22 protein-coding genes are annotated in these 22,789 nt (G+C 68.2%); 15 read left to right on the top strand and 7 right to left on the bottom strand.

What is annotated here, in order from left to right; translation table 11 throughout:
- Positions 1-35: 35 nt before the first annotated feature.
- From BS73_RS35100 to BS73_RS26655, 3 genes are read right to left on the bottom strand one after another with little or no spacing between them, the layout of a single operon-like run.
- On the bottom strand, positions 36-770 hold the full coding sequence (locus tag BS73_RS35100; protein WP_051940720.1) for a hypothetical protein: 735 nt from the start codon (positions 768-770) through the stop codon (positions 36-38).
- Positions 761-2,527, bottom strand: a complete 1,767-nt coding sequence (locus tag BS73_RS26650; RefSeq protein WP_063837073.1) for an ATP-binding protein — start codon at positions 2,525-2,527, stop codon at positions 761-763. The genes BS73_RS35100 and BS73_RS26650 overlap by 10 nt, the downstream gene beginning before the upstream one ends.
- Positions 2,524-3,219, bottom strand: a complete 696-nt coding sequence (locus tag BS73_RS26655) for a response regulator transcription factor (RefSeq protein ID WP_037576665.1) — start codon at positions 3,217-3,219, stop codon at positions 2,524-2,526. The genes BS73_RS26650 and BS73_RS26655 overlap by 4 nt, the downstream gene beginning before the upstream one ends.
- Positions 3,220-3,573: 354 nt before the next feature.
- Between BS73_RS26655 and BS73_RS26660 the strand changes: the two genes are divergently transcribed.
- From BS73_RS26660 to BS73_RS26670, 4 genes are all read left to right on the top strand, one after another.
- Positions 3,574-4,479: a DUF3152 domain-containing protein gene (locus BS73_RS26660; RefSeq protein WP_037576668.1), complete on the top strand. Its 906-nt coding sequence runs from the start codon at positions 3,574-3,576 to the stop codon at positions 4,477-4,479.
- Positions 4,480-4,640: 161 nt separating this feature from the next.
- Positions 4,641-5,099, top strand: coding sequence for an Hsp20/alpha crystallin family protein (locus tag BS73_RS26665; protein ID WP_235215539.1), 459 nt, complete (start codon positions 4,641-4,643; stop codon positions 5,097-5,099).
- Positions 5,100-5,721: 622 nt separating this feature from the next.
- Complete coding sequence (locus BS73_RS36580; RefSeq protein ID WP_084704890.1) at positions 5,722-8,556, top strand: DNA methyltransferase; 2,835 nt, start codon at positions 5,722-5,724, stop codon at positions 8,554-8,556.
- A gap of 168 nt (positions 8,557-8,724) precedes the next feature.
- Positions 8,725-9,291, top strand: a complete 567-nt coding sequence (locus tag BS73_RS26670) for an NUDIX hydrolase (protein WP_037576670.1) — start codon at positions 8,725-8,727, stop codon at positions 9,289-9,291.
- Between the two features lie 7 nt (positions 9,292-9,298).
- On the opposite strand, the gene BS73_RS26675 is transcribed toward BS73_RS26670, so the two are convergent.
- Positions 9,299-10,432: a hypothetical protein gene (locus BS73_RS26675; RefSeq protein ID WP_037576672.1), complete on the bottom strand. Its 1,134-nt coding sequence runs from the start codon at positions 10,430-10,432 to the stop codon at positions 9,299-9,301.
- A gap of 142 nt (positions 10,433-10,574) precedes the next feature.
- Here BS73_RS26675 and BS73_RS35105 point away from each other — a divergent pair, with 142 nt between their 5' ends.
- From BS73_RS35105 to BS73_RS37720, 4 genes are all read left to right on the top strand, one after another.
- Positions 10,575-11,195 carry a hypothetical protein gene (locus BS73_RS35105; protein ID WP_152617729.1) on the top strand — a complete coding sequence of 207 codons (621 nt, stop codon included), beginning with the start codon at positions 10,575-10,577 and terminating at the stop codon, positions 11,193-11,195.
- A complete protein-coding gene (locus tag BS73_RS26690) occupies positions 11,185-11,475 on the top strand; it encodes a hypothetical protein (RefSeq protein WP_051940727.1) in 291 nt (96 codons plus the stop codon). The genes BS73_RS35105 and BS73_RS26690 overlap by 11 nt, the downstream gene beginning before the upstream one ends.
- A 2-nt stretch (positions 11,476-11,477) precedes the next feature.
- Entirely contained in the window at positions 11,478-11,807 is a 330-nt protein-coding gene (locus tag BS73_RS35110; protein WP_051940730.1) for a hypothetical protein, read from the top strand.
- Between the two features lie 838 nt (positions 11,808-12,645).
- Positions 12,646-14,013, top strand: a complete 1,368-nt coding sequence (locus BS73_RS37720; protein ID WP_152617730.1) for a hypothetical protein — start codon at positions 12,646-12,648, stop codon at positions 14,011-14,013.
- 59 nt (positions 14,014-14,072) lie between these two features.
- On the opposite strand, the gene BS73_RS26700 is transcribed toward BS73_RS37720, so the two are convergent.
- Positions 14,073-14,825: a GntR family transcriptional regulator gene (locus BS73_RS26700; protein WP_037576674.1), complete on the bottom strand. Its 753-nt coding sequence runs from the start codon at positions 14,823-14,825 to the stop codon at positions 14,073-14,075.
- 204 nt (positions 14,826-15,029) lie between these two features.
- Here BS73_RS26700 and BS73_RS26705 point away from each other — a divergent pair, with 204 nt between their 5' ends.
- The 7 genes from BS73_RS26705 to BS73_RS26735 all read left to right on the top strand — a co-directional run bounded on the left by BS73_RS26705 (position 15,030) and on the right by BS73_RS26735 (position 20,273).
- Entirely contained in the window at positions 15,030-15,365 is a 336-nt protein-coding gene (locus BS73_RS26705; protein ID WP_037576677.1) for an SCO3933 family regulatory protein, read from the top strand.
- 17 nt (positions 15,366-15,382) lie between these two features.
- Entirely contained in the window at positions 15,383-16,798 is a 1,416-nt protein-coding gene (locus tag BS73_RS26710) for an FtsK/SpoIIIE domain-containing protein (protein WP_084704892.1), read from the top strand.
- Between the two features lie 32 nt (positions 16,799-16,830).
- Positions 16,831-17,022 (top strand): hypothetical protein, encoded by a 192-nt coding sequence (locus BS73_RS26715; protein ID WP_037576679.1) that lies wholly within the window; start codon positions 16,831-16,833, stop codon positions 17,020-17,022.
- 23 nt (positions 17,023-17,045) lie between these two features.
- Positions 17,046-17,384, top strand: coding sequence for a hypothetical protein (locus BS73_RS26720; protein ID WP_037576683.1), 339 nt, complete (start codon positions 17,046-17,048; stop codon positions 17,382-17,384).
- A gap of 110 nt (positions 17,385-17,494) precedes the next feature.
- On the top strand, positions 17,495-18,898 hold the full coding sequence (locus BS73_RS26725; RefSeq protein WP_051940733.1) for a replication initiator: 1,404 nt from the start codon (positions 17,495-17,497) through the stop codon (positions 18,896-18,898).
- A complete protein-coding gene (locus BS73_RS26730) occupies positions 18,880-19,086 on the top strand; it encodes an excisionase family DNA-binding protein (RefSeq protein ID WP_037576687.1) in 207 nt (68 codons plus the stop codon). Before BS73_RS26725 ends, BS73_RS26730 begins: the two co-directional genes overlap by 19 nt.
- The gene (locus BS73_RS26735; protein WP_051940735.1) at positions 19,086-20,273 is read left to right on the top strand and encodes a tyrosine-type recombinase/integrase; all 1,188 of its coding nucleotides are present in this window, start codon (positions 19,086-19,088) and stop codon (positions 20,271-20,273) included. The genes BS73_RS26730 and BS73_RS26735 overlap by 1 nt, the downstream gene beginning before the upstream one ends.
- A 327-nt stretch (positions 20,274-20,600) precedes the next feature.
- On the opposite strand, the gene BS73_RS26740 is transcribed toward BS73_RS26735, so the two are convergent.
- Positions 20,601-21,860, bottom strand: a complete 1,260-nt coding sequence (locus tag BS73_RS26740; RefSeq protein ID WP_051940738.1) for a tyrosine-type recombinase/integrase — start codon at positions 21,858-21,860, stop codon at positions 20,601-20,603.
- A gap of 451 nt (positions 21,861-22,311) precedes the next feature.
- Entirely contained in the window at positions 22,312-22,689 is a 378-nt protein-coding gene (locus tag BS73_RS26750) for a helix-turn-helix domain-containing protein (RefSeq protein ID WP_051940741.1), read from the bottom strand.
- Positions 22,690-22,789 lie beyond the last annotated feature (100 nt).

Here is a 22,789-nt window from a genome sequence, read left to right on the forward strand (position 1 = left end):
CGGTCGAGTCCAGTCGAGTCCGGTCGGGTCGGTGGTCAGCCGGGGCTGGTCGGCGGCGGGCAGGACTTGGCCGTGCCGTCGCTGCGGCCGGTGAGCCGGTGGCCGGAGGTGAGGACGTCGACCTCGACTCCCTCCGCGCCCTCCCCGCCCGTGACCGGGGAGGGGGTCGGCGCGGCGGTGGCGGTGCGGAGGGCGAGCGCTGCGGTGCAGGTGAGCTGGCGCATCGCCAGGGCGTCCGGTGCGGGCGCCCGTCCGGGCAGGTCGACGAGGACGGTCCGGCCGGCCACCCGCACGTGGACGGTTCCGGCGGGGCGGGACAGGCGGGTGCCCAGCCCGGCGGGGCCGGCGCGCTCGGCCGCGGTAGGGCCGGCGAGGAGGGCGTTCACCGCGGCGGCGACCGGGTCGCCGCCGGCCCGGAGGTCGCGGACGACCGGGCGGAGGCGGCCGGCGGCCAGGAGGTAGACGAAGACCCGGAGGCGGGCGGGGGACGCGGTGGGCGCGGTCGTCGGTGCCGGAGCCCTCGATGCCCAGGGCGCGACGGTGCCCGACGGCGGTCGCGTCGGCGGCATCGCCAGGCCGGTCGCCGGCGCGCCGGCGTCGATCACGCCGGAGCCGGGGACGCCGCAGCCGGCGAGGGAGAGCGCCAGCGCCGTCCCGAGAGCTGTCGCGAGCGCCGTGCCGAGCGCCTTCGCGGGCGCTGTGCCGGTCGGTGGCAGGAGCCGGCCGTCGGCCGTCGGCCGTGGGCGGGAGTCCGGTCCGGTCACGCCCATGCCGGCTCCTCGTCCGGGCCGGTGACCGCCTCCGGCGCGCCCGCGCGGTTCGGCGCGGCGGGGCGGACGGGGAGGTCCACGGTGAAGACCGTCCCCTCCTGTGGGTGGCTGGCGGCCCGGATACGACCGCCGTGCAGCCGCACGTTCTCCTTGGTGATGGCGAGGCCGAGGCCGCTGCTCTCGCTGCGGACGCGGGCCGAACTCGCCTTGTAGAAGCGCTCGAAGATATGCGGCAGCGCCTCCCCCGGGATGCCGGGGCCGCGGTCGCGGACGGTCAGCCGTACCTGCTCCGCGCCACCGGCGGACGGGCGCGCCCGGAGCCGTTCCAGGGTGAGGGTCACCGGCGGCGAGCCGTGGCTCAGGGCGTTGCCGACCAGGTTGGCCACCACCACGTCGAAGCGGCGCGGATCGACCGTGGCGCGGAGCACCCCCGGCGCGGGCAGCCTGGTCACCACCCGGTCCTGCCAGCCGCGGCCGGCCAGGGTGTGCCGTACCGACTCGGCCAGGTCGATCTCGTCCAGGCGGAGTTCGGCGGCGCCGGCGTCGAAGCGGGAGATCTCCATCAGGTCGTCGACCAGCCGGGCGAGCCGGGCCGTCTCCTCGCTGACCAGCCGGACCGCGTCGGCGGTGTCCCCGGTCAGCTGGGCCGCCTCACCGTCCAGGATGTCGGTCACCGCGGACATCGCGGCCAGCGGGGTGCGCAGCTCGTGGGAGACGTCCGCGACGAAGCGGTGCGCCTGCGCCTCCATGCGGCGGAGCTCGGTGACGGACTGCTCCAGGGCGGCCGCGGTCTCGTTGAACGCCCGGGAGAGGTCGGCGAGTTCGTCCGAGCCGTGGACGCTGAGCCGGGTGTCGAGGCGGCCGGCGGCCATCCGCCGGGTCGCCTGGCGCAGCGCCCGCACCGGACGCAGCACGCCCTGGGCGACGAACAGCGCCAGCAGGACGGCCAGTCCGAGGGCCGGCACCGCCGCCCGTTCGGCCGCGCCGACCAGCGCGTCGACGTTCTCCTGCTCCGTGGACTGCGGTACCACCAGGTAGAGGTCGAGTCCGCTGCCGATCCGGGTGCCGTCGGCCGAGTCGGCGGCCACCGGGAGGCCGACGACCAGGGAGGAGCGGCCGCCGGTGCGCACCCGCTGGAAGACGGCGACCGAGCGGGTGCCCACCGACCGGCGCAGGGCGGGGGTCAGCTCCGGGAAGCGGTCCCCGGTCGGGGAGGCCGCCTGGCGGTCTCCGTAGGTGGCCAGGACGCGCCAGTGCTGCGAGCGGTGGGTCCAGGAGAGCTGCTCCGCCAGGGCCGACAGGTCGGTCTGGCCGGGCGGGACGGGGACGTCCGGCGCGAGGGTGTCCACGCTGTCCCGGAACTCGTCCACCACCATGTCCTGGCTCTGCTGGAGGACGCCGATCCGGGCCTCCCGGAACGTCATCACGCCGGTGGCCAGCACGCCCGCGACCGCGACCAGGGTGAAGCCGACGACGAGGCGGAAGCGGAGCCCGCGCAGCGCGTTGCCCGCCTTCGCGGCGGCCGCGGCGGTGAGGGCGCGGCGGGCGGCTGCGGCGGGTTGGTCGACCGGAGGGGGCTGGGCGGGGTGACCGGGGTGGACGGGGTGGCCCTGGTGGACGGGGTGGCCGGGGTGGCTGGGCTGGCCGGGTTGGCCAGGCAGGCCGGGTAGGCCGGGCTGGCCGGGGCGGCGCAGTGGGGTGTTTCGGCTGCTCCGGTCGGGGTGGTCGGCCCGGTCGTTCCGGCTGGTGCCGCTCATCCGGCGCGGAAGCGGTACCCGAAGCCGCGTACCGTCTCGATGTAGCTGGGCGCGTCGCCGAGTTCGCCGAGCTTGCCGCGCAGGCGCTTCACGCAGGCGTCCACCAGCCGGGCGTCCCCGTGGTAGCCGTGCTCCCAGACGGTCTCCAGCAGCTGCTGGCGGCTGAAGACCTGGCCCGGGGCGGCCGACAGGGCCAGCAGCAGGCGCAGTTCGGAGGGGGCGAGCGGGACCGGCTCGCCGCGGTGGGTGACCTCCATGGCCGCCCGGTCGACGGTCAGGTCCCCGTAGGTCCGCGGGACCGGCCGGCCGGGGGCGGCGCCCGGTCCCGCCGGGTCGCTGCGGCGCAGCACCGCGCGTATCCGGGCGTCCAGGACTGCCGCGCGCACGGGCTTGACCACGTAGTCGTCCGCGCCGGCCTCCAGGCCGACGACCACGTCCACGTCGTCGCCGCGGGCGGTCACGATGATGATCGGGATCTGGTCCCGGTCGCGCACCCGCCGGCAGACGTCCAGGCCGGAGACGCCGGGCAGCATCAGGTCGAGGATCAGCACGTCGGGGCGGTTGGAGTGGAACTCGGCGAGGCCCTCCTCGCCGGTCGAGGCCGCCGTCACCTCGTGGCCCCGGTACCGCAGTCCCGATGCGACCCCGCGTTGGACGGCGGGATCGTCTTCGATCAGCAGGACACGCGGCATGGGCATCAGTATGCGCAGTTGGCGGGGCTGATCCACAGGGGGTTCGCACCGCAGGGGCACGATTGTTCCACAACCGTCACACAGGGAGGGGGCTGCTGCGGGCCTGCTGCGGCCCCGCTGCGCCGCTGCTGCGCCGCTGCTGCGCCGCTGCTCAGGGGGTGGTGCCCGGCTGCCTCGGGTGTTGCCCGCGGGCACCGCGGGCCTGCTCCCGGCGGGGCCAACTGCCCTCCCGGCGGGTGGTGTTACGGACTCGTGACCGTACCGCCCTGGTGCGATCATCTGACTGAATCAGCCTTCCCTCTGTCGTCGTGGAGCGTGCCCAGGTGCCGACTCCGTGGATGGGGAGGGCATGGCATGGGTGGGCACAGGGGGCGTCCGGCGCCCGGGCGCAGGGGGTCACGGCGGCGGGCACCGCGGCGGAGGGGGTCCCGCGTACTGCTGGTGCTCGTGGTCGTGGCGCTGGCGGGTTCGGGCCTCTTCGTACTGAAGCGGGAGGTGCCCGGGCTCACCGGCGACTCGCGGTCGGCCGGCTCGGTGGCCGGCGCGGCCGGTCCCGGCAGCGGGGCGACCCAGGCCGATCGGGGCGACGGTCGGCTCGGCGCGAGCACCAGCCCGACGCCGGGGGCCTCCGCGTCCCCGACGGTGCGGACGAGCCCGACGCCCACCGCCTCCCGGTCCTCCGCCCCGCCGTCCGTCCCCGAGCACGGCACCGGCGACTTCACCGTCGCGCAGCACTCCGGCGGGGCGTACGGGCACGGGTATGTGCGCCGGTACGAGGTCGAGGTGGAGGGCGGCGCCGGAATCTCCGCCAACGCGGCGGCCGACGCGGTGCAGGCGATCCTCGCCAACCCGCGCGGCTGGACGGCCGACGGCCACGACGCCTTCCGGCTGGTCTCCTCCGGCCCGGTGGACTTCGTGATCAAGATCGCCACCCCGGACACCGTGGACCGGATCTGCGGGGCCGCCGGACTCGACACCCACGGCGAGGTCAACTGCGACGTCGGCGCGGACGTCGTGGTCAACCTCCGGCGCTGGCAGCTGGGTTCGCCCGAGTTCCCCGGGCCGGTGGCGGAGTACCGCGCGCTGATCATCAACCACGAGGTGGGCCACCGCATCGGCCACGGCCACGAGGGCTGCCCGGGGCAGGGGATGCTGGCCCCGGTGATGATGCAGCAGATCTTCGGCCTCCACGGCTGCCGCGCGAACGCGTGGCCGTACGACTCGGCGGGGCACTACATCCAGGGGCCGGCGGTGGCGTGAGGCGGGGGGTTCGGGGTTCGGGTGGGCCGTGGCTGGGTCTCGGCTGGGTCTCGACTGGGCCGAGTGGAGGGTGAACGGGACCATCGGCCCCCCTCGGCGCGGCCCGGCCCGTGCGCACAGTTGCGGTGGGGGAGAGGACTCCGCGAGGAGATGATCCGATCATGCCCGCACCGCTGATCCAGCGCCGTCGCGCGCTGCTGCCCGAGCTGAGGCAGCGGCTGGAGGGCGGTCTGCCCGTCATTCCCATGCTGTCCCTGCCGTGGCTGCACGAGTTCGTGAGCCGCACCTTCCCCGTCGAGCTCGCCGAGCTGGACGACGCGTACGTGGTGCGCGCCGAACTGCCGGGGCTCGACCCGGACCGCGACATCGAGCTCACCACGGACGCCGAGACCCTGACCATCCGCGCCCACCACCCCGAGCAGCCGGAGACCGAGGAGGAGAAGCTCTGCTCGGAGTTCCGCTACGGCACCATGGAGCGCACCGTGCGGCTGCCCTTCACCGTCCCGGACGAGGGCATCAAGGCCGCCTACCACGGTGGTCTCCTGACCATCCGCATCCCGGCCCCGCCGGAGTACATCAAGCACCACGCCCGCACGATCCCGGTGGAGCACGGCGCCTGACACCCCGTCGGCGCTTCCGTCCAGACCCCCGGCGCCCGCCTGCCGCCTCACCGGGCGAGCGCCGGGCCGTGCCGGGGCCCTGCCCGGTCTCGGACCTCGACCACGGCCGCCCCGCGCGGAGGTCCGCAGACACCAGCCGTGGGTCGCCGCGCCGGCCGGCGCGAGGCGCATGACCTGGGAGCTTTGGGCCCGGGGAGCAAGAGAGGCCCAGGCTCGGCGGTAAACTTCGCTGAGCTGGGCCTTCGTCGAATCTCGGAACGCGGGGATCCGGCTGGTGGGCGCAGACGGTTTCGAACCGCCGACCCCTGCTTTGTAAGCCTTCGGTGGTGATCATAGGAACGACCTGGGGTATCCCGAGCTCAGGTCCGCGCGTAGGGGAGCGCCCGTGCCAGACCGCGAGTGCCCGCGGGTGGCCCCTCGATCTGGCACGGATCTGGCACGGAGCAGCGTCCGGTGACGCGGGCCGTGTTACGACCAAGCGCCGCAGGTGCAACGGCCAAGGCTGCCTGGGGTGGTGGGCTCGGCCGTTGCCGAACAGCGAACCCAGTACCCCGAGACCTCTCCGCACGCGCGATGCCGTGTTAGAGGGGTAAGGCAACGCCTGCTGTCCTACCATGCCAGTATGGCGAACCCAGCACCGGATGACCTGCGCTCACGACTGAATGAGTTCAAGCGATACCGCAACGAACATCTCAGCGGGGATGAAAAAGGCGAGTCTCAGGTATTTCTAGATCGCCTCTTCCAGGCATTCGGACACGGTGGCGTTCGCGAGGCTGGGGCAACCCTAGAAATGCGCATAAAAAAGCGCGACAGAGTTTCCTTCGCCGACCTCCTTTGGAAGCCGCGATGCCTAATTGAGATGAAGAAGGCGGGCTCAGATCTTTCTCGGCACTATCGACAAGCTTTCGATTATTGGATAAATGCAGTTCCAAATCGGCCACGATTCGTCATTCTTTGCAATTTTGACGAGTTTTGGATCTATGACTTCGATGCGCAGCTCGATGCGCCAGTGGATCGGGTGTCGATTGACCAGATTGACCACCGATATGACGCACTTTCGTTTCTTCTCCCCGTCGAAGTAAAGCCGATCTTCCATAACGACCTCGTTGCAGTGACGCGCGAGGCGGCTGCAGGCGTTGCCAGGGTTTTCTCAGAAATGCATGAACGCGGCGTGTCCAGGACCGCAGCCCAGCGATTCGTCTTGCAGTCGGTGATGGCAATGTTTTCGGAAGACATTGGCCTTCTCCCGAGCGGACTATTCACGCGCGCGCTGGATGACTCCCTCGGCAAAGATAGTGCCTATGATCTTGTTTTTGGCCTATTTCGGGAAATGAACACGCCGGGGGTTACGCCAGCAGGCCGCTATCGGGGAACGCCTTATTTTAACGGTGGCCTCTTTTCCGAGATCTTCCCGGTAGAGCCCACTAAGGATGAGCTGGAGGCTCTCCGCAGAGCGGCTGAAACGGATTGGTCTGCTGTACGGCCGGAGATTTTCGGAACACTTTTCGAGGGCTCCATGGAAGAAGGCGAGAGGCACGCTCATGGGGCACATTTCACCAGCCAAGCAGATATCGTTAAAATTGTTAATCCTGTCATAGTCAATCCCTGGCGCGAAAGGATCGCCCAGGCAGGAACCATCCAAGAGCTACAAAAACTCCTGCTTGAGCTGGCGAATTTCAAGGTTCTGGATCCAGCTTGTGGCTCAGGAAATTTCCTATACGTTGCCTACCGAGAGTTGAGGAGGATTGAAAATGAAATCCAATCTATGATTTCGGAAAGAAGAAGGGGAGGGCTAGCCGGCCAGACATCAATCTCAGGGATTACAGGGAACCACTTCCTCGGCTTGGACAGCAATCCGTTCGCGGTCGAGATGGCCAAAGTAACGATGATGCTCGCCAAGAAACTATCAACCGACGAGTTGGATGACCATGAAGAGGTCCTCCCGCTGGAGAACCTCGACGGAGCTATTCGCGCGGCCGATGCTTTGTTTACCGATTGGCCTCAGGCCGACGTCGTAATTGGAAACCCGCCTTTTCTGGGGCGTCGTCGAATGATCCGTGACCTAGGCCCTGATTACTGCGCCCGGTTGGCTGAGAGGTTCCCGACCGTGAGTGGGGTGTCCGATTTCGTTACCTACTGGTTTCCGTTGGCCCACGCCCACCTGCCAGCAGGTGGTAGGGCTGGATTGGTTGCCACGAACACTATTCGTCAGAACCATTCCCGTAGATCGTCATTGGATCATATCGTAGACAACGGTGGACAAATCTTCGAAGCAGTTTCTTCTCAGCCGTGGTCGGGTGACGCTGTTGTACACGTTTCACTAGTCAATTGGCTCAAGGGTGCAGAACCTGGGAAAAAGATCCTTTGGCTTAACGATGGCCAACTTCGGCTGGAGATGGATCATATCCCCACATCACTCAGCCCGGGGATTGACGTTACCAAGGCTGCCATTCTCCCGGTGAATAAAGAACCCCAGGTTTGCTTTCAAGGACAGACCCCTGGCGTTACCAAGGGAGATGGATTTGTACTTGACCGCGCTACTCGCAGAAGAATCGTTGTGGATCCTAGAAATCGGGACGTAGTTCACCCGTATCTTGGCGGGCGGGAGATGCTGCACGATACCTCTGTGGATCGTTGGGTAATTGACATCCCGGAAACAGATAGCCTAGAGGCAGAAGCGCGTTACCCGACACTGATGTCTTATCTGCGCAAGAACGTGCTGCCGAAACGACAGGAGAAGGCAGCAGATGAATCCAGTCGTAATACTCCTCTCCTGGCGCGGAATCCAAAAGCTCGTGTTAACATGCACCATTCCCGTTTCCTTGAAAATTGGTGGAGGCTCAACTATCGACGCGGTGACATGCTAGCGGCAATCTCGTCGCTCGACCGCTATATTGCTACCTCTCGTGTTGCGAGTATCAATCGTCGGACAGTGGTCTGCTTTGTCGACGCTTCAATCCGGCCTGGCGACTCGATGACGGTTTTTTCTCTGGATGATGACTATTCTTTCGGCGTTTTGAGTAGCTGTTTCCATGATGTCTGGACGCGAGCTCGTTGCTCTTCTATGAAATCAGATCCTCGGTACACATCGACCACCGTTTGGGATACCTTCCCGTGGCCCCAAAACCCTTCCCGAGAGGTCATTGCGGGGATTGTTAACAATTCCTCTGAAATTTTGAAGGAGCGCGAGAAGTATCTCGATCGCGGGGTGTCGCTTGAGCGGCAATATGAATCGCTAAATAATCCTGGAAATAATAGACTAAAGACTCTGCATGAATCTCTCGACCGCTTGGTGGCGCAGGCATACGGATTTTCCCTTGATGAGGATCCGCTAGCTCAGCTTTACGCCCTTAATCAGGATTTGGCGGCATCTGCTGCTGATATGCGGGGTCCGGGAAGCCATGCTCTCGGAGGCGTAAGAATTTCTGATTCGCGGGTTCTTCCCCCGATCGCGTGACTCCATCAATCGGGGGTTTGGCTTCAGGTGTGGATACCGATGGCGGTGAGCGAGCGGTCCGGTAGATCAGCTGTGCGGTCCGAGCTGCGCACCCGATGTGCGAACTCTCGGTGCTCCTGCGTTGGGATCGCCCTGTGCGCGCTGCCCTTCGGAAGGTACGTTCCTCGTGTGGCTACTGAACCTGAGGACACCTCGACGGCGTGGCGGGTGCATGGTGAGCGGATCATCTATGACAACGAGTGGATCAGGGTCTTCCTGACGGATGTTGAGCTGCCGGACGGGGATCGGTTCGAGCATCACACCGCGAAGTTGAAGCCGGCCGCGATGACGGCGCTGATCGACGAGGAGGATCGGGTGCTGCTGATGTGGCGGCATCGGTTCGTCTCGGATCGGTGGGGCTGGGAGCTGCCGGGCGGTGTGGTGGATGAGGGGGAGGACCCGGAGGAGACGGCGCTGCGGGAGATGGTGGAGGAGGTGGGCTACCGGCCCAAGTCTTTCCGGCATGTGACGCGGTTTCAGCCGATGGTGGGGATGATCGACTCCTGGCACGACGTGTTCGTCGGCGAGGGGGCGGTGAAGGTCGGGGAGCCGACCGAGAAGACCGAGATGCAGCGGATGGAGTGGGTGCCGCTGTCCTCGATCATGGACAAGATCCGGGACGGGGACATCTGGAACTCGGGGACGCTGGTTGCGCTGCTGTACGTGCTCGCGGAGCGCGGTCAGCGGGGGAAGTGACGGTGGGTCAGAGTTTGAGGGCGAGTTGATCGACGCGGCGGCGTTGCCGGGCGGAGCCGGCGAGGTCCACGAGCTTGCGGGCCTGGTCGATGTGTTCGCGGGCCTGGGTGGTGTCGCCGCGGGCGATCAGGGCGCCGGCGAGGTCGCAGTGTAGGCCGGCCTCGGCGCGGGTGAAGGTGCCGGAGCCCATGCCTTGGAGGGCTTGGGTCAGGTCCTCGATTGCTTCGGCGTCGCCGAGTGAGGCCAGTACGGAGCCGCGCCACCGGGAGAGGTGGACGAGGTTCAGTGCGAGGTAGGGCATGCTCGGGTCGTTGCTGTCCTGGGGGAGGGTGCCGGCGGCGGCGTCCATGGCGCGCAGCGCGGTGGCCTGGTCGCCGAGTGCGGCATGGGCCTCGGCTTCGGCGGCGTAGAGCCAGGCGCGGATCAGCGGCGGTAGGTGGGCGCGGTCGGCCTGGTGGGCGTGCTGGATGAGCTGGAGAGCCGGTTCGGGGCGCTGGAGGTCCAGCAGGACGTATGCCTGTTCGGCGGTGGCGAAGGCCAGCACCATTGGGTCGCCTGCTTCGCGGCCGGCGGCCTTGGCGCGCTCGAAGTGGTCCCAGGCGTCGCGTAGAGAGCCGGTATCGATGGCCTGCCAGCCGGCGAGGGCGGAGGCGTCGGCCAGTACGTAGGCGAGGGCTGAGCGGTCGGCGTGGAAGGTGCCGAACCGTAAGAGGTCTTCGGTCTGCTGGAGATGGGCGGTCATCTCCTGGGCGAGGACGTGAGCCCCGAGCTTGCGGTCCTTCATCCGGATCATGTCGGTGTGCAGGTTCATCATGCGGATGAGCTCGGCGTCCACCGAGGTTGCGGTGTCCAGGTGTTGGAGTAGGTCCGCGGTGAGGGCGTCCAGGGGATCGGGGGCTGGGCCGTAGCCGAGATCCGCGGGCTGGCACTGGAAGATCTCGCAGAGCAGCGGGAGGTAGAAGTCGTCGGGCGCCTGGGTGCCCTTCTCCCAGTAGATGACGCGGCGGCGGATGCTCTCGTCCTTGGCCACGCTGAATCCGTGCCGCTGGGCGGTGGTCCGGATCCGCGAAACCAGTTGCGCCAGCGACCAGTTGCGATCGGTCCGCGCCTTGCGGAGCGGGGTGTCCGGTGCCGTGGTCATCGCCTCGTCTCCCGTGGAGGTGACGGGGGGACGCGTCACCCCCGCATCACTACCCGTCATCTTCTGACTCTGGTGTGCGCGGGTCAACGCTGTTCCCCAAGAGCCACACGAACACTGACGGATGATCAAGGGGTGGATGGCGGTGGGTGTCGTAGCGGACAGGGGCCTGACCTGGCTGGCGGGCGCGGCGGATCGGCCGGCGCTGTGCCGGCAGTTGTGGCAGGACAACCCGCGTCGGCCCGGGTTGCTGGCGGCCGGCTGGAGCTTCGACGTGGTGATCGTCGGTGAGCGGCTGGGTGTGGAGGCGTGGGATCTGCTGCGGCGCCATCGGCTGCCCAGCGGCCCGATCGTGGTCGATCACGGCGCGAGCAAGGTCGGGTTCATGGTGCCGACCACCGGGCGGGAGGTCTTCGTCAGCGTCCTGGGTCGCTTGGCGCCGAAGGGACTGGAGTACCAGTACCTGTCCAGCGGTGCGTACTTCGTGGTGCCGGGGCCGGAGCCGCACCCGGACGACCCGTACCAGTGGCTCGCGCCTCCGGCGGCCGGGCTGGAGGAGAGCCGGCGTCCCTCGGCCGCGCTGGCCGTCATGCTCGGCTCGGCCGCTTGGCTGCTCAAGCGGGTGGACGAGTGGGGTGCGAGTGACGGGCAGGCGCTGGTGGCCCCGAAGGTGGGGCCGGAGCTGAGCGCGTGGGTGCACGGCGAGAGCCAGGGGTCGCATGCGGAGCGCGTGGTCCTGGAGGGGGTGCCCGGTCGTGGCGAGTGAGCTGATCGACCCGGACGGGGAGGGGTCGGATGCCTCGGCGGATCCGTGGTTCGAGGCGCGGGAAGCGGTGTTGGACCTGCGCGATGTGTTGAAGGCGGCCGGCCTGGCGCGGCAGTTCCCGTACCTGCAAGCGGACGTCAATGCCTTCGGCAACGGGTTCGTGACGCTGGGGCGCACGACGCCGAAGGCGGCCAAGCGGCTCGCGGAGCTGTTGAAGGCGGCTCGGGAAGCGATGGGTGAAGCCGCCTTCGCCGGGCGCGAGCGGGAAGAGGAGCGGTAGCCATGGCGGCCGATGAGGACGAGGTGCCCGACCTGGGACAGGAGCGGGCGGAGGTGCTGTACGACGGCATCCCGTACGTACGGGGTTGGGCCACAGCCCACGGGGCGGCGGATGAGTTGGCGGGCGAGCTGCGGGCGCTGGGCTTCGAAGAGGACTTCGCCTACCTGCGCGCGGATGTCGACGTGCGCGGGCAGGGCTTCGTCAACCTCGACGTGATCACCACCGAAGCGGCCCAGCGCCTCGCGCGGCTGCTGACCCTCGGGCTGTGCACCGAGCTGGAGCGCCTGGCGCCGGCGGACATACCCGGCGACCGGGCACCGCGGGTGAGTTGACGCCCTCCCCGGACTCCGGCGGACGGTCGGTTCCGTACTGGGCGCCCGCCCCGGACCCCGGCGGGCGGCCGGCACCGCACACCCCGTCCGCCGGGTGATCGGACTCCGGACGGAGGGCAACGCTTCCGGAGTCCGAAGGCCCCGCTCGCGGAGCGGCTGATCCCCCGAACAGCCAACCACGGGTGGGGCTCCTCCGCGTCTGCGGGACGGTAGCGCGCTCGGGCCTTGACCATTCCGGGGCCACCCTCCCGATGGCTGCGAGGTTTTGGACCTTCGGCGCCCGCGTCAAGGGCCGAAGAGGACCAGGACGCGCCGGCCAACTGGGCTGTGCCGTGGGCAGCTTCGGGTGCGCGTCCTGGTCCGTGCCCTTGACGCGGGCGCCGAAGGCCCACAATCGGCTGTCGGGAGGGTGGACCCGTACGGCGAGCAACCGGCGCCGGAACTCCGTTGCGGGGCAGGATCTTCGACGGGGCAGGGTGATCGCTTCCGGCTGAGCCGCCCGCCGTGCGGGCGGGCCGGACCGGCGCCCCAGCGCCGCACGCCGGGCCGCCCGAAGCGGCGGGCGGCGGCGAGCGGAGCGAGCCGCCCTTGAATACGTAGAGAAGATTTGAACCACGTCCCAGGCAGCCGTTGCCGTGACTGGCGCTTGGCGCTCTGCTGACCTCCCGCCACGAAAGATAGCCGGTGAAGGTGTCACGAGTTCTATACTGACGGGGTGATTCGACGTCTTCGGCACTCAAACTTGACTCCGACCATGAACTCAGAATGGCCGAAGAATCCAACAGGTCGACGTGCTTCGTTGTTCGTTCCCCGCGCCCCGATGCGGTGTTTGGTTGTAATGGCTGATGCGGACACAATTATTACTGATGTAGACGGCCCGTGGTGCCCAAAACTAGTGCTGAGCGGATTGCTTACGCATGAGTTTGTGAAACTGTATCGGTATGCCGATGGTGGTCCGCCAGTCGACCTGCCTCACAAGAAGTACGGACCATATGCCGAAGCCGTGCCAGGATGGGTAGAAGTGCTTCCTAAGAAGGCGGGGAGCGACGTTTGGCCTGTGGCTTATGCGACCTCCGAACATGTAGGACGAAGTGGAATTATCGGGAATCGGACGCTGATTGCGCAGAACGACGTAAAAGCACAGTCGTACAAGCAACTCGGCGAGGTGGAGGCACGTTCCCGGCGTGAAGCAGACTCTTTGGCTGCTCAGGCGGCAGAGACGGTGCATGCGGATCTCTTCATCACCGAGAGGCCCTATCTGAGTGAGACTAGGACTCCGTATGGCGTGATGGTGTGTACGCCAGAGGAAGCACTCGCATTCGTAGGGCTGTATCTCCGTGCACAGGGCCTATATATCACCTACCGAGGCCCTGATGGGCGTGGCACATATTCGATGAACAAGGGGCTCTACTACTGGGTGGGTACTCGGGAGTTGCTGCCGGCTGCTTGGCGCTGGTTCGGCGCTTGCGTCCAGAACGCAAGCAACGTCGGAGATCAGTCGTTTGTCCAGCTCGGTGGTTCACTGCTGCGACGGGTTCAAGCGTCGCTACAGAGCCGTGACGAACTGCACATCGCACTGAATCTCGAACAGAACAACGACACCGCTCTGGAAGTGCTAAACTGCCTGGACGTCATTCTAGTTTCGCTCATGGGCGCAGTTGACGTGTCTGCTCGGGTGGCGCACAAAGTTCTTGGTCTGCAAAGCAGATCCTACCAAGCGGCTTGGCAAAATAAGAACTGGCTTAAGGAAATTCGAGATAAGGATGCAGCGCTGGCATCGATTGTGGGACCGAATTCGCAAGGAAAGCACACGGTCACAGTTCTCCGACTGTTGCGGAACTCGGTACATGGCGAGGCTCTATCGACCTTGGCGGTCCGCAATATGGGTGGGCCAATCGAGACTCGCGTGCGATTGCCGCATGCAGATGCCGCAGATATTCTGACGGCAATGGATGCCCTGGGTGGCAGGTCAAAATGGGGCGTTAAGAAGATAGTCCGAGGTTCCTGGGATGCTGATCCTGGCGTGCTGGTGGAGGAGCTGTTTCCATGCGTCATGAATTTGCTTAACAACTTGATGAAACTGACGCCTGTGGAAAATCTTAGCTGCGTCAATATCGCAGCAAAGGACGAACTTCCTCCACTTGACCCACAAGGGCCGTTCAATCCGAGGGAGCGTGAGGTTATTCGCTGGCAGCTCGGATTCTGAGGAGGTACGTAAAAACATGCGTCCTAAGGTCGACCTGCATGCCGATACGCCGACATGCATCACAGCTGAGGCGGGTACGTGTAGCTGATCTCCAGGTCGTCACCGGGCATGCGTAGTTCTTCCAGGGCGAGCGGCCGGTCATCTTGGTTGAGCGTCAGGCGCAGGATGTGGAGCAGGGGAACGCCCTCCGCGAGCCGGAGCGTGATCACCTCGTCGGGCAGCGGCATGCGGGTGCGGATGTACTCCGTGAAGTGGATTTCGTGGCCCAGGTCGGCGAGCGCGTCGAAGAGTGCGGGGGCCGGCGGGGGCGCGGTCTCTTCGTACTTGGTGCCGATCAGTACGGAGAACGGGATGTAGGTGCGGTGGAGTTGGCGTAGGCGGCCGTGGTCGGCGGTCTCGTGCTGATCGAAGGTGAACAGCGGCTCGCCCGGCGGGATACGCAGCAGATCGGCGAGTGCGACCGGGGCGTCGGTGCGGGTGGCGGTCGGCTCCTCGGCGGCGGTCCAGCGGATGGCGTCGGCCTCGCTGAACCGGCCGTCCCGGTCGCGCCGGACCCCACGCGGTCGGGTCAGGTTCGGGCGCGCCTGGGGGGAGCGGACGAAGCTGCCTCGGCCCATCATCACCTCGACCAAACCGGCGGCCCGAAGCTCAGCGATCCCCTGCCGGACCGTGGGGCGGGTGACCTTGAACTGATTGGCCAAGACCTCCTCGGACGGGAGCGGCTGTCCCGGTGCGAACGTGCCATCGATGATGCGTTCCCGCAGGTAGTCCGCAATCGCCCGGTACTTCGGGGCCTTCCGCCCGGTCTCCATCGTGTCCGCCCTTCACCTCGTTAGCGGGTACCCGCTATCTCTGCGCCAAGCATCCCGTACTACGGGGAGCTTGACAATCCACACGCCGGGGACCACTCTCGAAGCGCCACCCGAAGTACGGGATGGCAACCACGACGGAAGCAAGGCGCTCCGTCGCTTGATCGAAAGGGAGGTTGCGCGGTGGCTATCGCGCTTCCGATCGACATGAGCAAGTTCACCGGTGCGCTGTGTGCGGTGGCTCCGGCGCCGCGGTTGGCGAACCGGGAGACTGGACAGGTCCGCGTCGACCGCGACTCGGGCCTGACGATGTACCAGGTCGGCGTCTGCCTGCTGGCGGGCACGCAGGCCGAGGTCATCAACGTCTCGGTGCCGGGCGAGCCGAAGGGCGTCACGCTGGGGGTCCCGCTGGAGGTGCGGGAGCTGCGGGCGACACCGTGGGAGAACGACGGGCGGCACGGCATCGCCTTCCGCGCCACGGAGGTCAAGCCGCTGTCCGGCTCCGCGCCGGCTCCGGCGTCCGGGAAGGGCGGCGCGCAGTGATCGGCCCCGGGGCGTACATGACGCGCCACCCTGCGACCGTGGCGCACCATGCCTCTCGTGGCGGCTGGTTCGGCTGGCTGCTGCTGGCCCTGCTTGCCGTGTGGGCGGTGCTGTACCTGGGGGCGCCGGTCTACCGGCGGCGGTTTCCGGCACTGTGGTGGTTCGGCATCGGGCTGCCCGCGGTGCTGTGGCGGGTGCTCGTGCGCTGGCCGGAGACGATGGCGGGATGCCACCTTGCCGCCTCGCGCAAGCCGGCGCTGACCGTGCTGGCGAACCTGGTGGGCAGGGGATCGAAGCCGCCGCGGCCGAGGGTGCCGCGTCGGCGGATGCTCCACCCGACGCGGAACGGCTTCTGGTTGCTGGTGCGGCTGCTGCCGGGACAGGTCCCGTCCGACTTCGCCGACGCGGCTCCCGCGCTCGCGCACGCCTGGCGGGTGCACGGGGTCCGAGTGACCACCCCGGCCGAGGGTCTGGTGAAGCTGACCGCGACGGCGCTGGATCCGCTCGCGGAACCGCATCTGCCCCAACCCGGGCACGGGGCGGGGGAGTTGCTGCGGGTGGTGGTCGGCGCTCTGGAGTCCGGTGGGGCGTGGGTGCTGGATCTGCGCCGGATCCCGCACTGGCTGATCGTGGGGGCCACCCGGTCGGGGAAGTCGACGCTGATCAACGCACTGGTGGCGGGGCTGGCTCCGCAGGCGGTGGCGCTGGTCGGGATCGACTGCAAGGGCGGCATGGAGTTGTCCCTGTACGGGCCACGGCTGTCCGCCCTGGCCACCGACCGGCGGCAGGCGGTCAAGCTGCTGGCCGCACTGGTGGAGCTGACGCAGGAGCGGATGGCGCTGTGCCGCTCCCGCGCGGTGCGCAACGTGTGGGCACTGCCGGACGGCACGCGGCCGGTGCCGGTGGTGGTGATCGTGGACGAGATCGCCGAACTGTTCCTGATCGCCTCCCGCGCGGAGAAGGAAGAGGCGCAGGGTGCGGCAACGGCGCTGATCCGGCTGGCCCAACTCGGCGCCGCCTTGGGGGTGTTCCTGGTGGTGGCCGGCCAACGGGTCGGCTCGGACCTGGGGCCGGGGGTGACCGCGCTGCGCGCGCAGCTCGGCGGCCGGGTCTGCCACCGGGTCGCCGATCCGGAGACCGCCGCCATGACCCTGGGCGACCTGCACCCGGACGCGCTGGAGGCGGCGCAGGCCATCGACCCCACCCAACCGGGCACGGCGGTGCTGGCCTCCGGGGACGGCTGGGAACGTGCCCGCTCCGCCCTGGTGGCGGAGGACGCGGCCCAGCGGATCGCGGAGCGGTTCGCGCACCTGACCCCGGACCTCCCGCTCGACCTGGAGGCGGAGTCGGTCTACGACACCCCGCCGGCCTCGGCCAAGGGACTGATCCCGCGCCAGCGCCGCGCGGCCGACGACCACCAGCCGACCGACTGACCGCCCAGGCCCCCGCCAGGAGGTGAACCCCTGTGATCGTGTCCGGTTCCGCCGCGGTCGTGCTCGGCCTCGTGATCTTTGTTCTCGTGCGCTACCGCGTCCTGTCCTACCTGTCGCTGTTCCTGTGCGGCACGTTCGGCTTCCTGCTCGCCAGCACCGGACTCGCGCCGTTCCTGCGGTCGGTGCTCGGCTTCCTGGCCAACGTCCTCGGCTCCATCGGCTGACCCTCATCTCAGAAAGGCAACCAATGTCCAGCGGACCCGCCCCCGCCTTCCTCCCCGCCGACCTGGACGGTTTCGTCGCCGGCCTGCGGGAGTTGGCGCAGTTCCTGACCGACAACCCGAAGATCCCCGCCCCGTACGCCCCGAGCCTGATGGTCTTCGCCAGGGGCGAGAGCGAGCCGGAGCGCCGTGCGGCCGTCGTGCGGGCCGCCGAGCTGATGGGGACCGAGGTAATCGAGAAGCGCGACCACTTCAAGACGCTCCGCCGGTTCGGTCCCATCGCCTATCAGGTGTGGGGGTCCACCGATGTCGGATACGCCGAGTACGACGCCCGGCGCTCCTACGACGACTCGGTGCGCCTGTGACGGCGAGCAAGCCGGGCACCCGGCGGGGCGACAAGTCGCCAAACTCCACCGCCTCGCCGGGGCCCTCCTCCACCAACCACCGCAAGATGACTGATCGGAGTTCCCTCAGCATGCCCACCCCCCGGCCCCTCGGCCAAACCGCGGCACTCCCGCCGGCGGTCGCCGAGCTGATCCGACAGGCGAACGCCCCCGGCTTTACCGCCTGGCGGGCCAACATCACCCGTGCCGGTGGCTGCACCAACCCCGTCCACCTGGTCGGCACGGCCGACACCGTGGACACCGCCACCGGCGAGATCCTGCACACCCACACCAGCGCGGACGGGCGCCTCCTGGTCGCCTGCGGCAACCGCCGCGCCACCGTCTGCCCCACCTGCTCCCGCCTCTACCGCGGCGACACCTACCAGCTCATCCGCGCCGGACTGATCGGCGGCAAGGACACCCCCGGCACGGTCACAGCCCACCCCCGGGCGTTCGTGACGCTGACCGCCCCGGGCTTCGGACCGGTCCACACCCGCCGGGAGATCGGCGGGAAGGTCCAGCGCTGTCGGCCCCGCCGCGCCGGCGGCACCTGCCCGCACGGTCTCCCCCTCGGCTGCCCGATCCGCCACACCGAGGAGGACGCCCAGCTCGGCGAGCCGCTGTGCCCGAACTGCTACGACTACCCCGGCGCGGTCCTGTGGCAGGCACACGCCGGAGCCCTGTGGCACCGCTTCACCATCCAACTGCGCCGCGAACTCGCCCGCGCCGGCGGAATGTCCCGCGCCCGGCTCGCCCGGATGCTGCGGCTGTCCTTCGCGAAGGTCGCCGAGTACCAGCGGCGCGGCCTGGTCCACTTCCACGCCGTGATCCGGCTGGACGGCCCGACCGGACCGGAGGACGAGCCGCCCGGCTGGGCCACGCTCCCCGTGCTGGAGGCGGCCATACACGGCGCGGCCAAGCGCGTCCGGGTCCTGGCGCCCGGGGCCGAGGTACTGGGCCGCAGGCTGGAGCTGCGGTTCGGGCGACAGCTCGACGTCCGGCCGATCGACGCCTTCGGCCCCGGGGAGCGCATCACCTCGGCGGCCGTAGCCGGGTACATCGCCAAGTACGCCACCAAGGGCGCCGAGAGCGCCGGGGCCGTCGACCGCAGGATCCGGCACCTGTCCGAGCTGGAGTCCATCCCGCTCCGCCCGCACGCGCGCCGGATGATCGAAACCTGCTGGGAGCTGGGCGGCCTGGAGCCGCTGGCGGACCTGGCCCTGCGCCGTTGGTCGCACATGCTCGGCTTCCGCGGCCACTTCTCCACCAAGAGCCGCCACTACTCCACCACCCTCGGCACCCTCCGCCAGACCCGCACCGATCACCGGGCGGCCGAGAGGGCACGGCGCCTCGGCCTGGCCGACCGGCCCACCCTCGTGATCGGCCACTGGCGCTACGCCGGCCGCGGCTACACCCCGGCAGAGGCCCTGATCGCCTCGGCCTCGGCCTCGGCCGACCCCGGAGGGGAGGGAGCCCCGTGGCTGAACGTCTCCTGACGATTCCTGAGGTCGCCGAACGGCTCGGGACCACCCCGCGGTTCCCCCGCCGGCTCATCGCGGAGCGGCGCATCACCTTCGTCCACGTCGGGCGCCACGTGCGCATACCCGAGCCGGCCTTGGACGAGTTCATCGCGAGCAACACCACCCACCCGATCAGGCGGCGACACGGAAGGCAGGTGGCCTGATGCCCAACTCCAAGGGACGCAAGCGGCGGTTCGGCGCAGTCCGGCAACTCCCCTCCGGCCGCTGGCAGATCCGCTACCCCGACCCGCAGACCAAGCAACTGCGCAACGGGGAGCGCACCTACCCGAGCAAGACCGATGCCGAGGCCGCGTTGTCGGTCATCGAGGCGGACATCCTGCGCGGGCAGTGGACAGACCCGGAGGCCGGGAAGGTCACGTTGGCGGAGTTCGCTGGGCCGTGGCTCAAGGAACGGAACCTGGCTGCCAGTAGCCGGGACCGCAACGAGGTGGCCATTCGGCTGCATCTGGTGCCGAAGCTGGGGGACCTGGCGCTCAATCAGATCAGTACGCCTCGGGTTCGACGTTGGCGGGCCGAGCTGCTGGACTCCGGGGTCGGTGAGCCGACGGTCGTGCGGGCGTACCAGGTGCTGCGCGCGATCATGAACACCGCTGTCGACGACGGGTTGATTCAGCGCAACCCCTGTCGGATCAAGGGCGCGGGGGTGACCAAGACGCCGGAGCGGCCGACGCTCACCGTCGCTGAGGTCTTCAAGGTGGCGGATGCCATCGAAGCGCGGTACCGCACGCTGGTGCTCCTGGCGGCGTTCGCCAGTCTGAGGTTCGGGGAGCTGGCGGCGCTGGAGCGGCGGGATATCGACCTGGGGCGGCGGGTCGTCCGGGTGCAGCGGGCGCAGGTGGAGACGAAGTCGGCGGGGCTGGTGGTGAAGGCTCCCAAGACGGAGGCCGGCGTCCGGTCGGTGGCCTTTCCGGCGTCGATCGTTCCGGCGCTGGAACAGCACCTCGGCACCTTCTCCCAGAAGGGGCGTACCGGGCTGGTCTTCGTGGGGCCGCGGGGAGGGAGCCTGCGGCGGAGCAACTTCCGGGACACCTGGTTGGCGGCGCTCAAGACGGCCGGGCTGGAGAGCGTCCACTTTCATGACCTCCGGCACACCGGGAACACCCTCGCTGCGAACAGCGGGGCGAGTACGCGGGAGCTGATGCAGCGGATGGGGCACGCGTCAGTGCGGGCCGCGCTGATCTATCAGCACATGACCGGGGGACGGGACCAGATCATCGCGGAGCAGGTGGACGGGATGATCAAGGACGCGCAGAAGGAGGAGCGGAAGAGGAAGCGGAAGGCCGGGAAGGCGGGTAGGAAGCGGAAGATCGACGGGGGATCTGGCACGTAAGTGGCACGGAGGCTCCGGCAAGATCGTTCGGCCGGGGGAGTGATCAAGGCCCAGTCTCGGCGGGTATCCTCGCTGAGCTGGGCCTTCGTCATGTTCTGGATCTTGGATCCGTGGGGTGGGCGCAGACGGTTTCGAACCGCCGACCCCTGCTTTGTAAGGCACGTGGGCATAGTGATCATGGGTCTGATGAGGTCCGATGTGGACCGATGTGGGGTACGTTCGAGCCTGCTCAGGGCCAGTGCCAGGTTCCGAGACTGCGATGTGATCCGATGCGAGCGGATGTGGGCTCGTGGATTTGTTGTGGACTCACGGTGGACTGCGGCCTGCTCAGTTCGAACTGCTCACCATGCGAAGCCGCGGGGCGCCCGGGTCGAGGACCCGCCTCACGATCTCAACGGCCTCCGCCGGCGCGTGCTGGTAGATCCACGTCACCTTCGCGCCGCGCTCGTGCCCCAGGATGATCTGGGCCGTGGTCTCTGGCACGCCCTCATCGTGCAGCCGCGAAGCGAAGGTGTGCCGGATGTCGTGCACGTGCGGCCACCACTCCATCCGCCCCGTCTGCGGGTTCTTCACCGACCGTGCGATCCCCGCCTCCTGGATGGCCGAGACCCACAACCGTCGGAAGTTATGCCGACTCAGCACGCCGCCGAGTGGACCACGGAAGATCAGTTCCTCCTCATGCATGCCGTCCTGCGGAGCCGTGCGCGTCTCGGCCGGCCGCCGCAGCCGCATCGCTTCGCGCATCGCGTCCGCTGCCTTCCCCGTCAAGGGCACCGTGCGGAACCCGGCGGAGCTCTTCGGCTGTTCCTTGCGCTGCAGGCCGTGCTCGGTGGTCTCGACGATGACCTCCCGCACCTGGATCGTGCCGAGATCGAAGTCGACGTTCTGCAGTCGGAGGTCGGTGAGCTCGCCCCAGCGCAGGCCGCTCTCCTCCGCTGTGATCAGCAGCGGGTGGTAGTGCACTGGGAGGTGCTCCCGCACGAGCGCCAGCTGCTGATAGGTCGGAGGCCGCAGGTCGTCCGGGTGCTTCGGCTTCTTCCGTGGCAGCTTGATCCCATCGCAGGGATTGAAGGGGATCCTCCGGTCTCGCAGTGCGACGGCCAGCAGCCGGTCCAGCAGCTGGAAGGCCTTGATGACTGCCGTGCGCCCGGTCGCGTTGCCCATGCGAGTGACCCAGGCGTCGACGTCCATGTGGGAGATGTCGAGCAGCTTCCAGGCGCCGAAGGCCGGCTCGACGTGCACGGTCCAGGACGACACGTCCCGCTCGATGGTTGTCTGCTCGCCACGGCGGCCGCCGATGTAGTCGGAGTACAGGGTCGCCAGGGTGATCCCGGAGCGGCCCGGGTCGATGTAGGTGCCGGTCCGCACGTCGGAGCGCACCGAGTCGAGGAACGCCTCAGCCTGCTTCTTCGTGCGGAACGTCTTCGCACGCTGCTTCCCGCCTGGGTCCCGGTACCGGGCCTGCCAAGAACCCGTGCAGTCCTTTCGGGTGGGCTTCTCGCCGGGGCGAAAAGCCGCGACGCACAGCTTGCAGCTGCAGGACTTCGACCTGATCTGACGCGGATTGTTCCGCGCTTTACGAGGCATTCCTCGTCCTTTCCCCCTGCGCTTTCCCGCGCTGTTCCGGGATGAACGCCCGAGCTGGGTCTCCGCGGGGAGCGGGGATCTCGACGGGGTCGCCGCACCAACAGGTCGGCTCCGTCTGCCCGGCCGGCGCCCCGAGGAAGACCAGCAGAAGCCGGACGTGGGCACGCGCACGCTCTGCGCTGAGCCGGTCAGAGACCTTGATCGAGACGTTGGGGCGGTCGTACACCGGTGCGGCCGGATCGATGTCCGCAGTGCGGACCGTGACGCACATAGCTCCCCCTGTGCGAGACGGGTGGGTAGAGGCCGCAGGTGGAGGGTCAGCGGTAAGAATCGACCGTATACCCTCTTACCTATGTGCGTGTAGAGGTTCCGGATGACCAGATGTGCACTGCACTCATCTAGAAATGGTTGTGCTACCCGAGCATGATTTTTTAAATTGTGACGGGTGTGACTACTGAGACGCTTCCTTGTCGCTGCGCATTGCCTCCATGGTCGCGAGGACCACACGGCGCTCCTTGGTGTCCAGCTCGCGCAGCATGTGCAGGAAGTGGCTCTCCTCGTCCGGGGAGAGCGGTCCCGGCACCCGGCGGCCAGCGGCCTCGAAGACCTCGGCCGCTGGGAGCCCCAGGCCCTTGGCGAGCTTCCGCAGTTTCTCGGGGGCGGGTCCACGGCTCCCGGTCCCTCGCACGCGCGTGGCCCAGGAGTGCACAGTCGAGGTAGGTAGCCCGCTGCGACGGGCGATCGTCGTGAACCCCCAGCCCTTCTCGTCCTTGACGCGCTGGATCAGCGCCGCGAGGCCGTCCACATCCTCTTCCACGTGCGCCAGCATGGGCCAGCGTCCACATTCGGAGCAAGCTGGTAGGCGCACGTTGGCCGGTTGTCGCATCCACATTCGTGACACGGCCGATCATGCTCTGACCTGCATGATC

Source organism: Phaeacidiphilus oryzae TH49 (assembly GCF_000744815.1).
GTDB lineage: Bacteria > Actinomycetota > Actinomycetes > Streptomycetales > Streptomycetaceae > Phaeacidiphilus > Phaeacidiphilus oryzae.

Coding starts and splice junctions, on each gene's coding strand:
- BS73_RS35100 (WP_051940720.1), bottom strand. CDS start 770: ATGGGCGTGACCGGACCGGACTCCCGCCCACGGCCGACGGCCGACGGC.
- BS73_RS26705 (WP_037576677.1), top strand. CDS start 15,030: ATGAGCAAGTTCACCGGTGCGCTGTGTGCGGTGGCTCCGGCGCCGCGG.
- BS73_RS26725 (WP_051940733.1), top strand. CDS start 17,495: ATGCCCACCCCCCGGCCCCTCGGCCAAACCGCGGCACTCCCGCCGGCG.
- BS73_RS26650 (WP_063837073.1), bottom strand. CDS start 2,527: ATGAGCGGCACCAGCCGGAACGACCGGGCCGACCACCCCGACCGGAGC.
- BS73_RS36580 (WP_084704890.1), top strand. CDS start 5,722: ATGGCGAACCCAGCACCGGATGACCTGCGCTCACGACTGAATGAGTTC.
- BS73_RS26735 (WP_051940735.1), top strand. CDS start 19,086: ATGCCCAACTCCAAGGGACGCAAGCGGCGGTTCGGCGCAGTCCGGCAA.
- BS73_RS26720 (WP_037576683.1), top strand. CDS start 17,046: ATGTCCAGCGGACCCGCCCCCGCCTTCCTCCCCGCCGACCTGGACGGT.
- BS73_RS26740 (WP_051940738.1), bottom strand. CDS start 21,860: ATGCCTCGTAAAGCGCGGAACAATCCGCGTCAGATCAGGTCGAAGTCC.
- BS73_RS35110 (WP_051940730.1), top strand. CDS start 11,478: ATGGCGGCCGATGAGGACGAGGTGCCCGACCTGGGACAGGAGCGGGCG.
- BS73_RS26660 (WP_037576668.1), top strand. CDS start 3,574: ATGGGTGGGCACAGGGGGCGTCCGGCGCCCGGGCGCAGGGGGTCACGG.
- BS73_RS26700 (WP_037576674.1), bottom strand. CDS start 14,825: ATGGAGACCGGGCGGAAGGCCCCGAAGTACCGGGCGATTGCGGACTAC.
- BS73_RS26655 (WP_037576665.1), bottom strand. CDS start 3,219: ATGCCGCGTGTCCTGCTGATCGAAGACGATCCCGCCGTCCAACGCGGG.
- BS73_RS26710 (WP_084704892.1), top strand. CDS start 15,383: ATGACGCGCCACCCTGCGACCGTGGCGCACCATGCCTCTCGTGGCGGC.
- BS73_RS26665 (WP_235215539.1), top strand. CDS start 4,641: ATGCCCGCACCGCTGATCCAGCGCCGTCGCGCGCTGCTGCCCGAGCTG.
- BS73_RS37720 (WP_152617730.1), top strand. CDS start 12,646: ATGGCTGATGCGGACACAATTATTACTGATGTAGACGGCCCGTGGTGC.
- BS73_RS26675 (WP_037576672.1), bottom strand. CDS start 10,432: ATGACCACGGCACCGGACACCCCGCTCCGCAAGGCGCGGACCGATCGC.
- BS73_RS26750 (WP_051940741.1), bottom strand. CDS start 22,689: ATGCTGGCGCACGTGGAAGAGGATGTGGACGGCCTCGCGGCGCTGATC.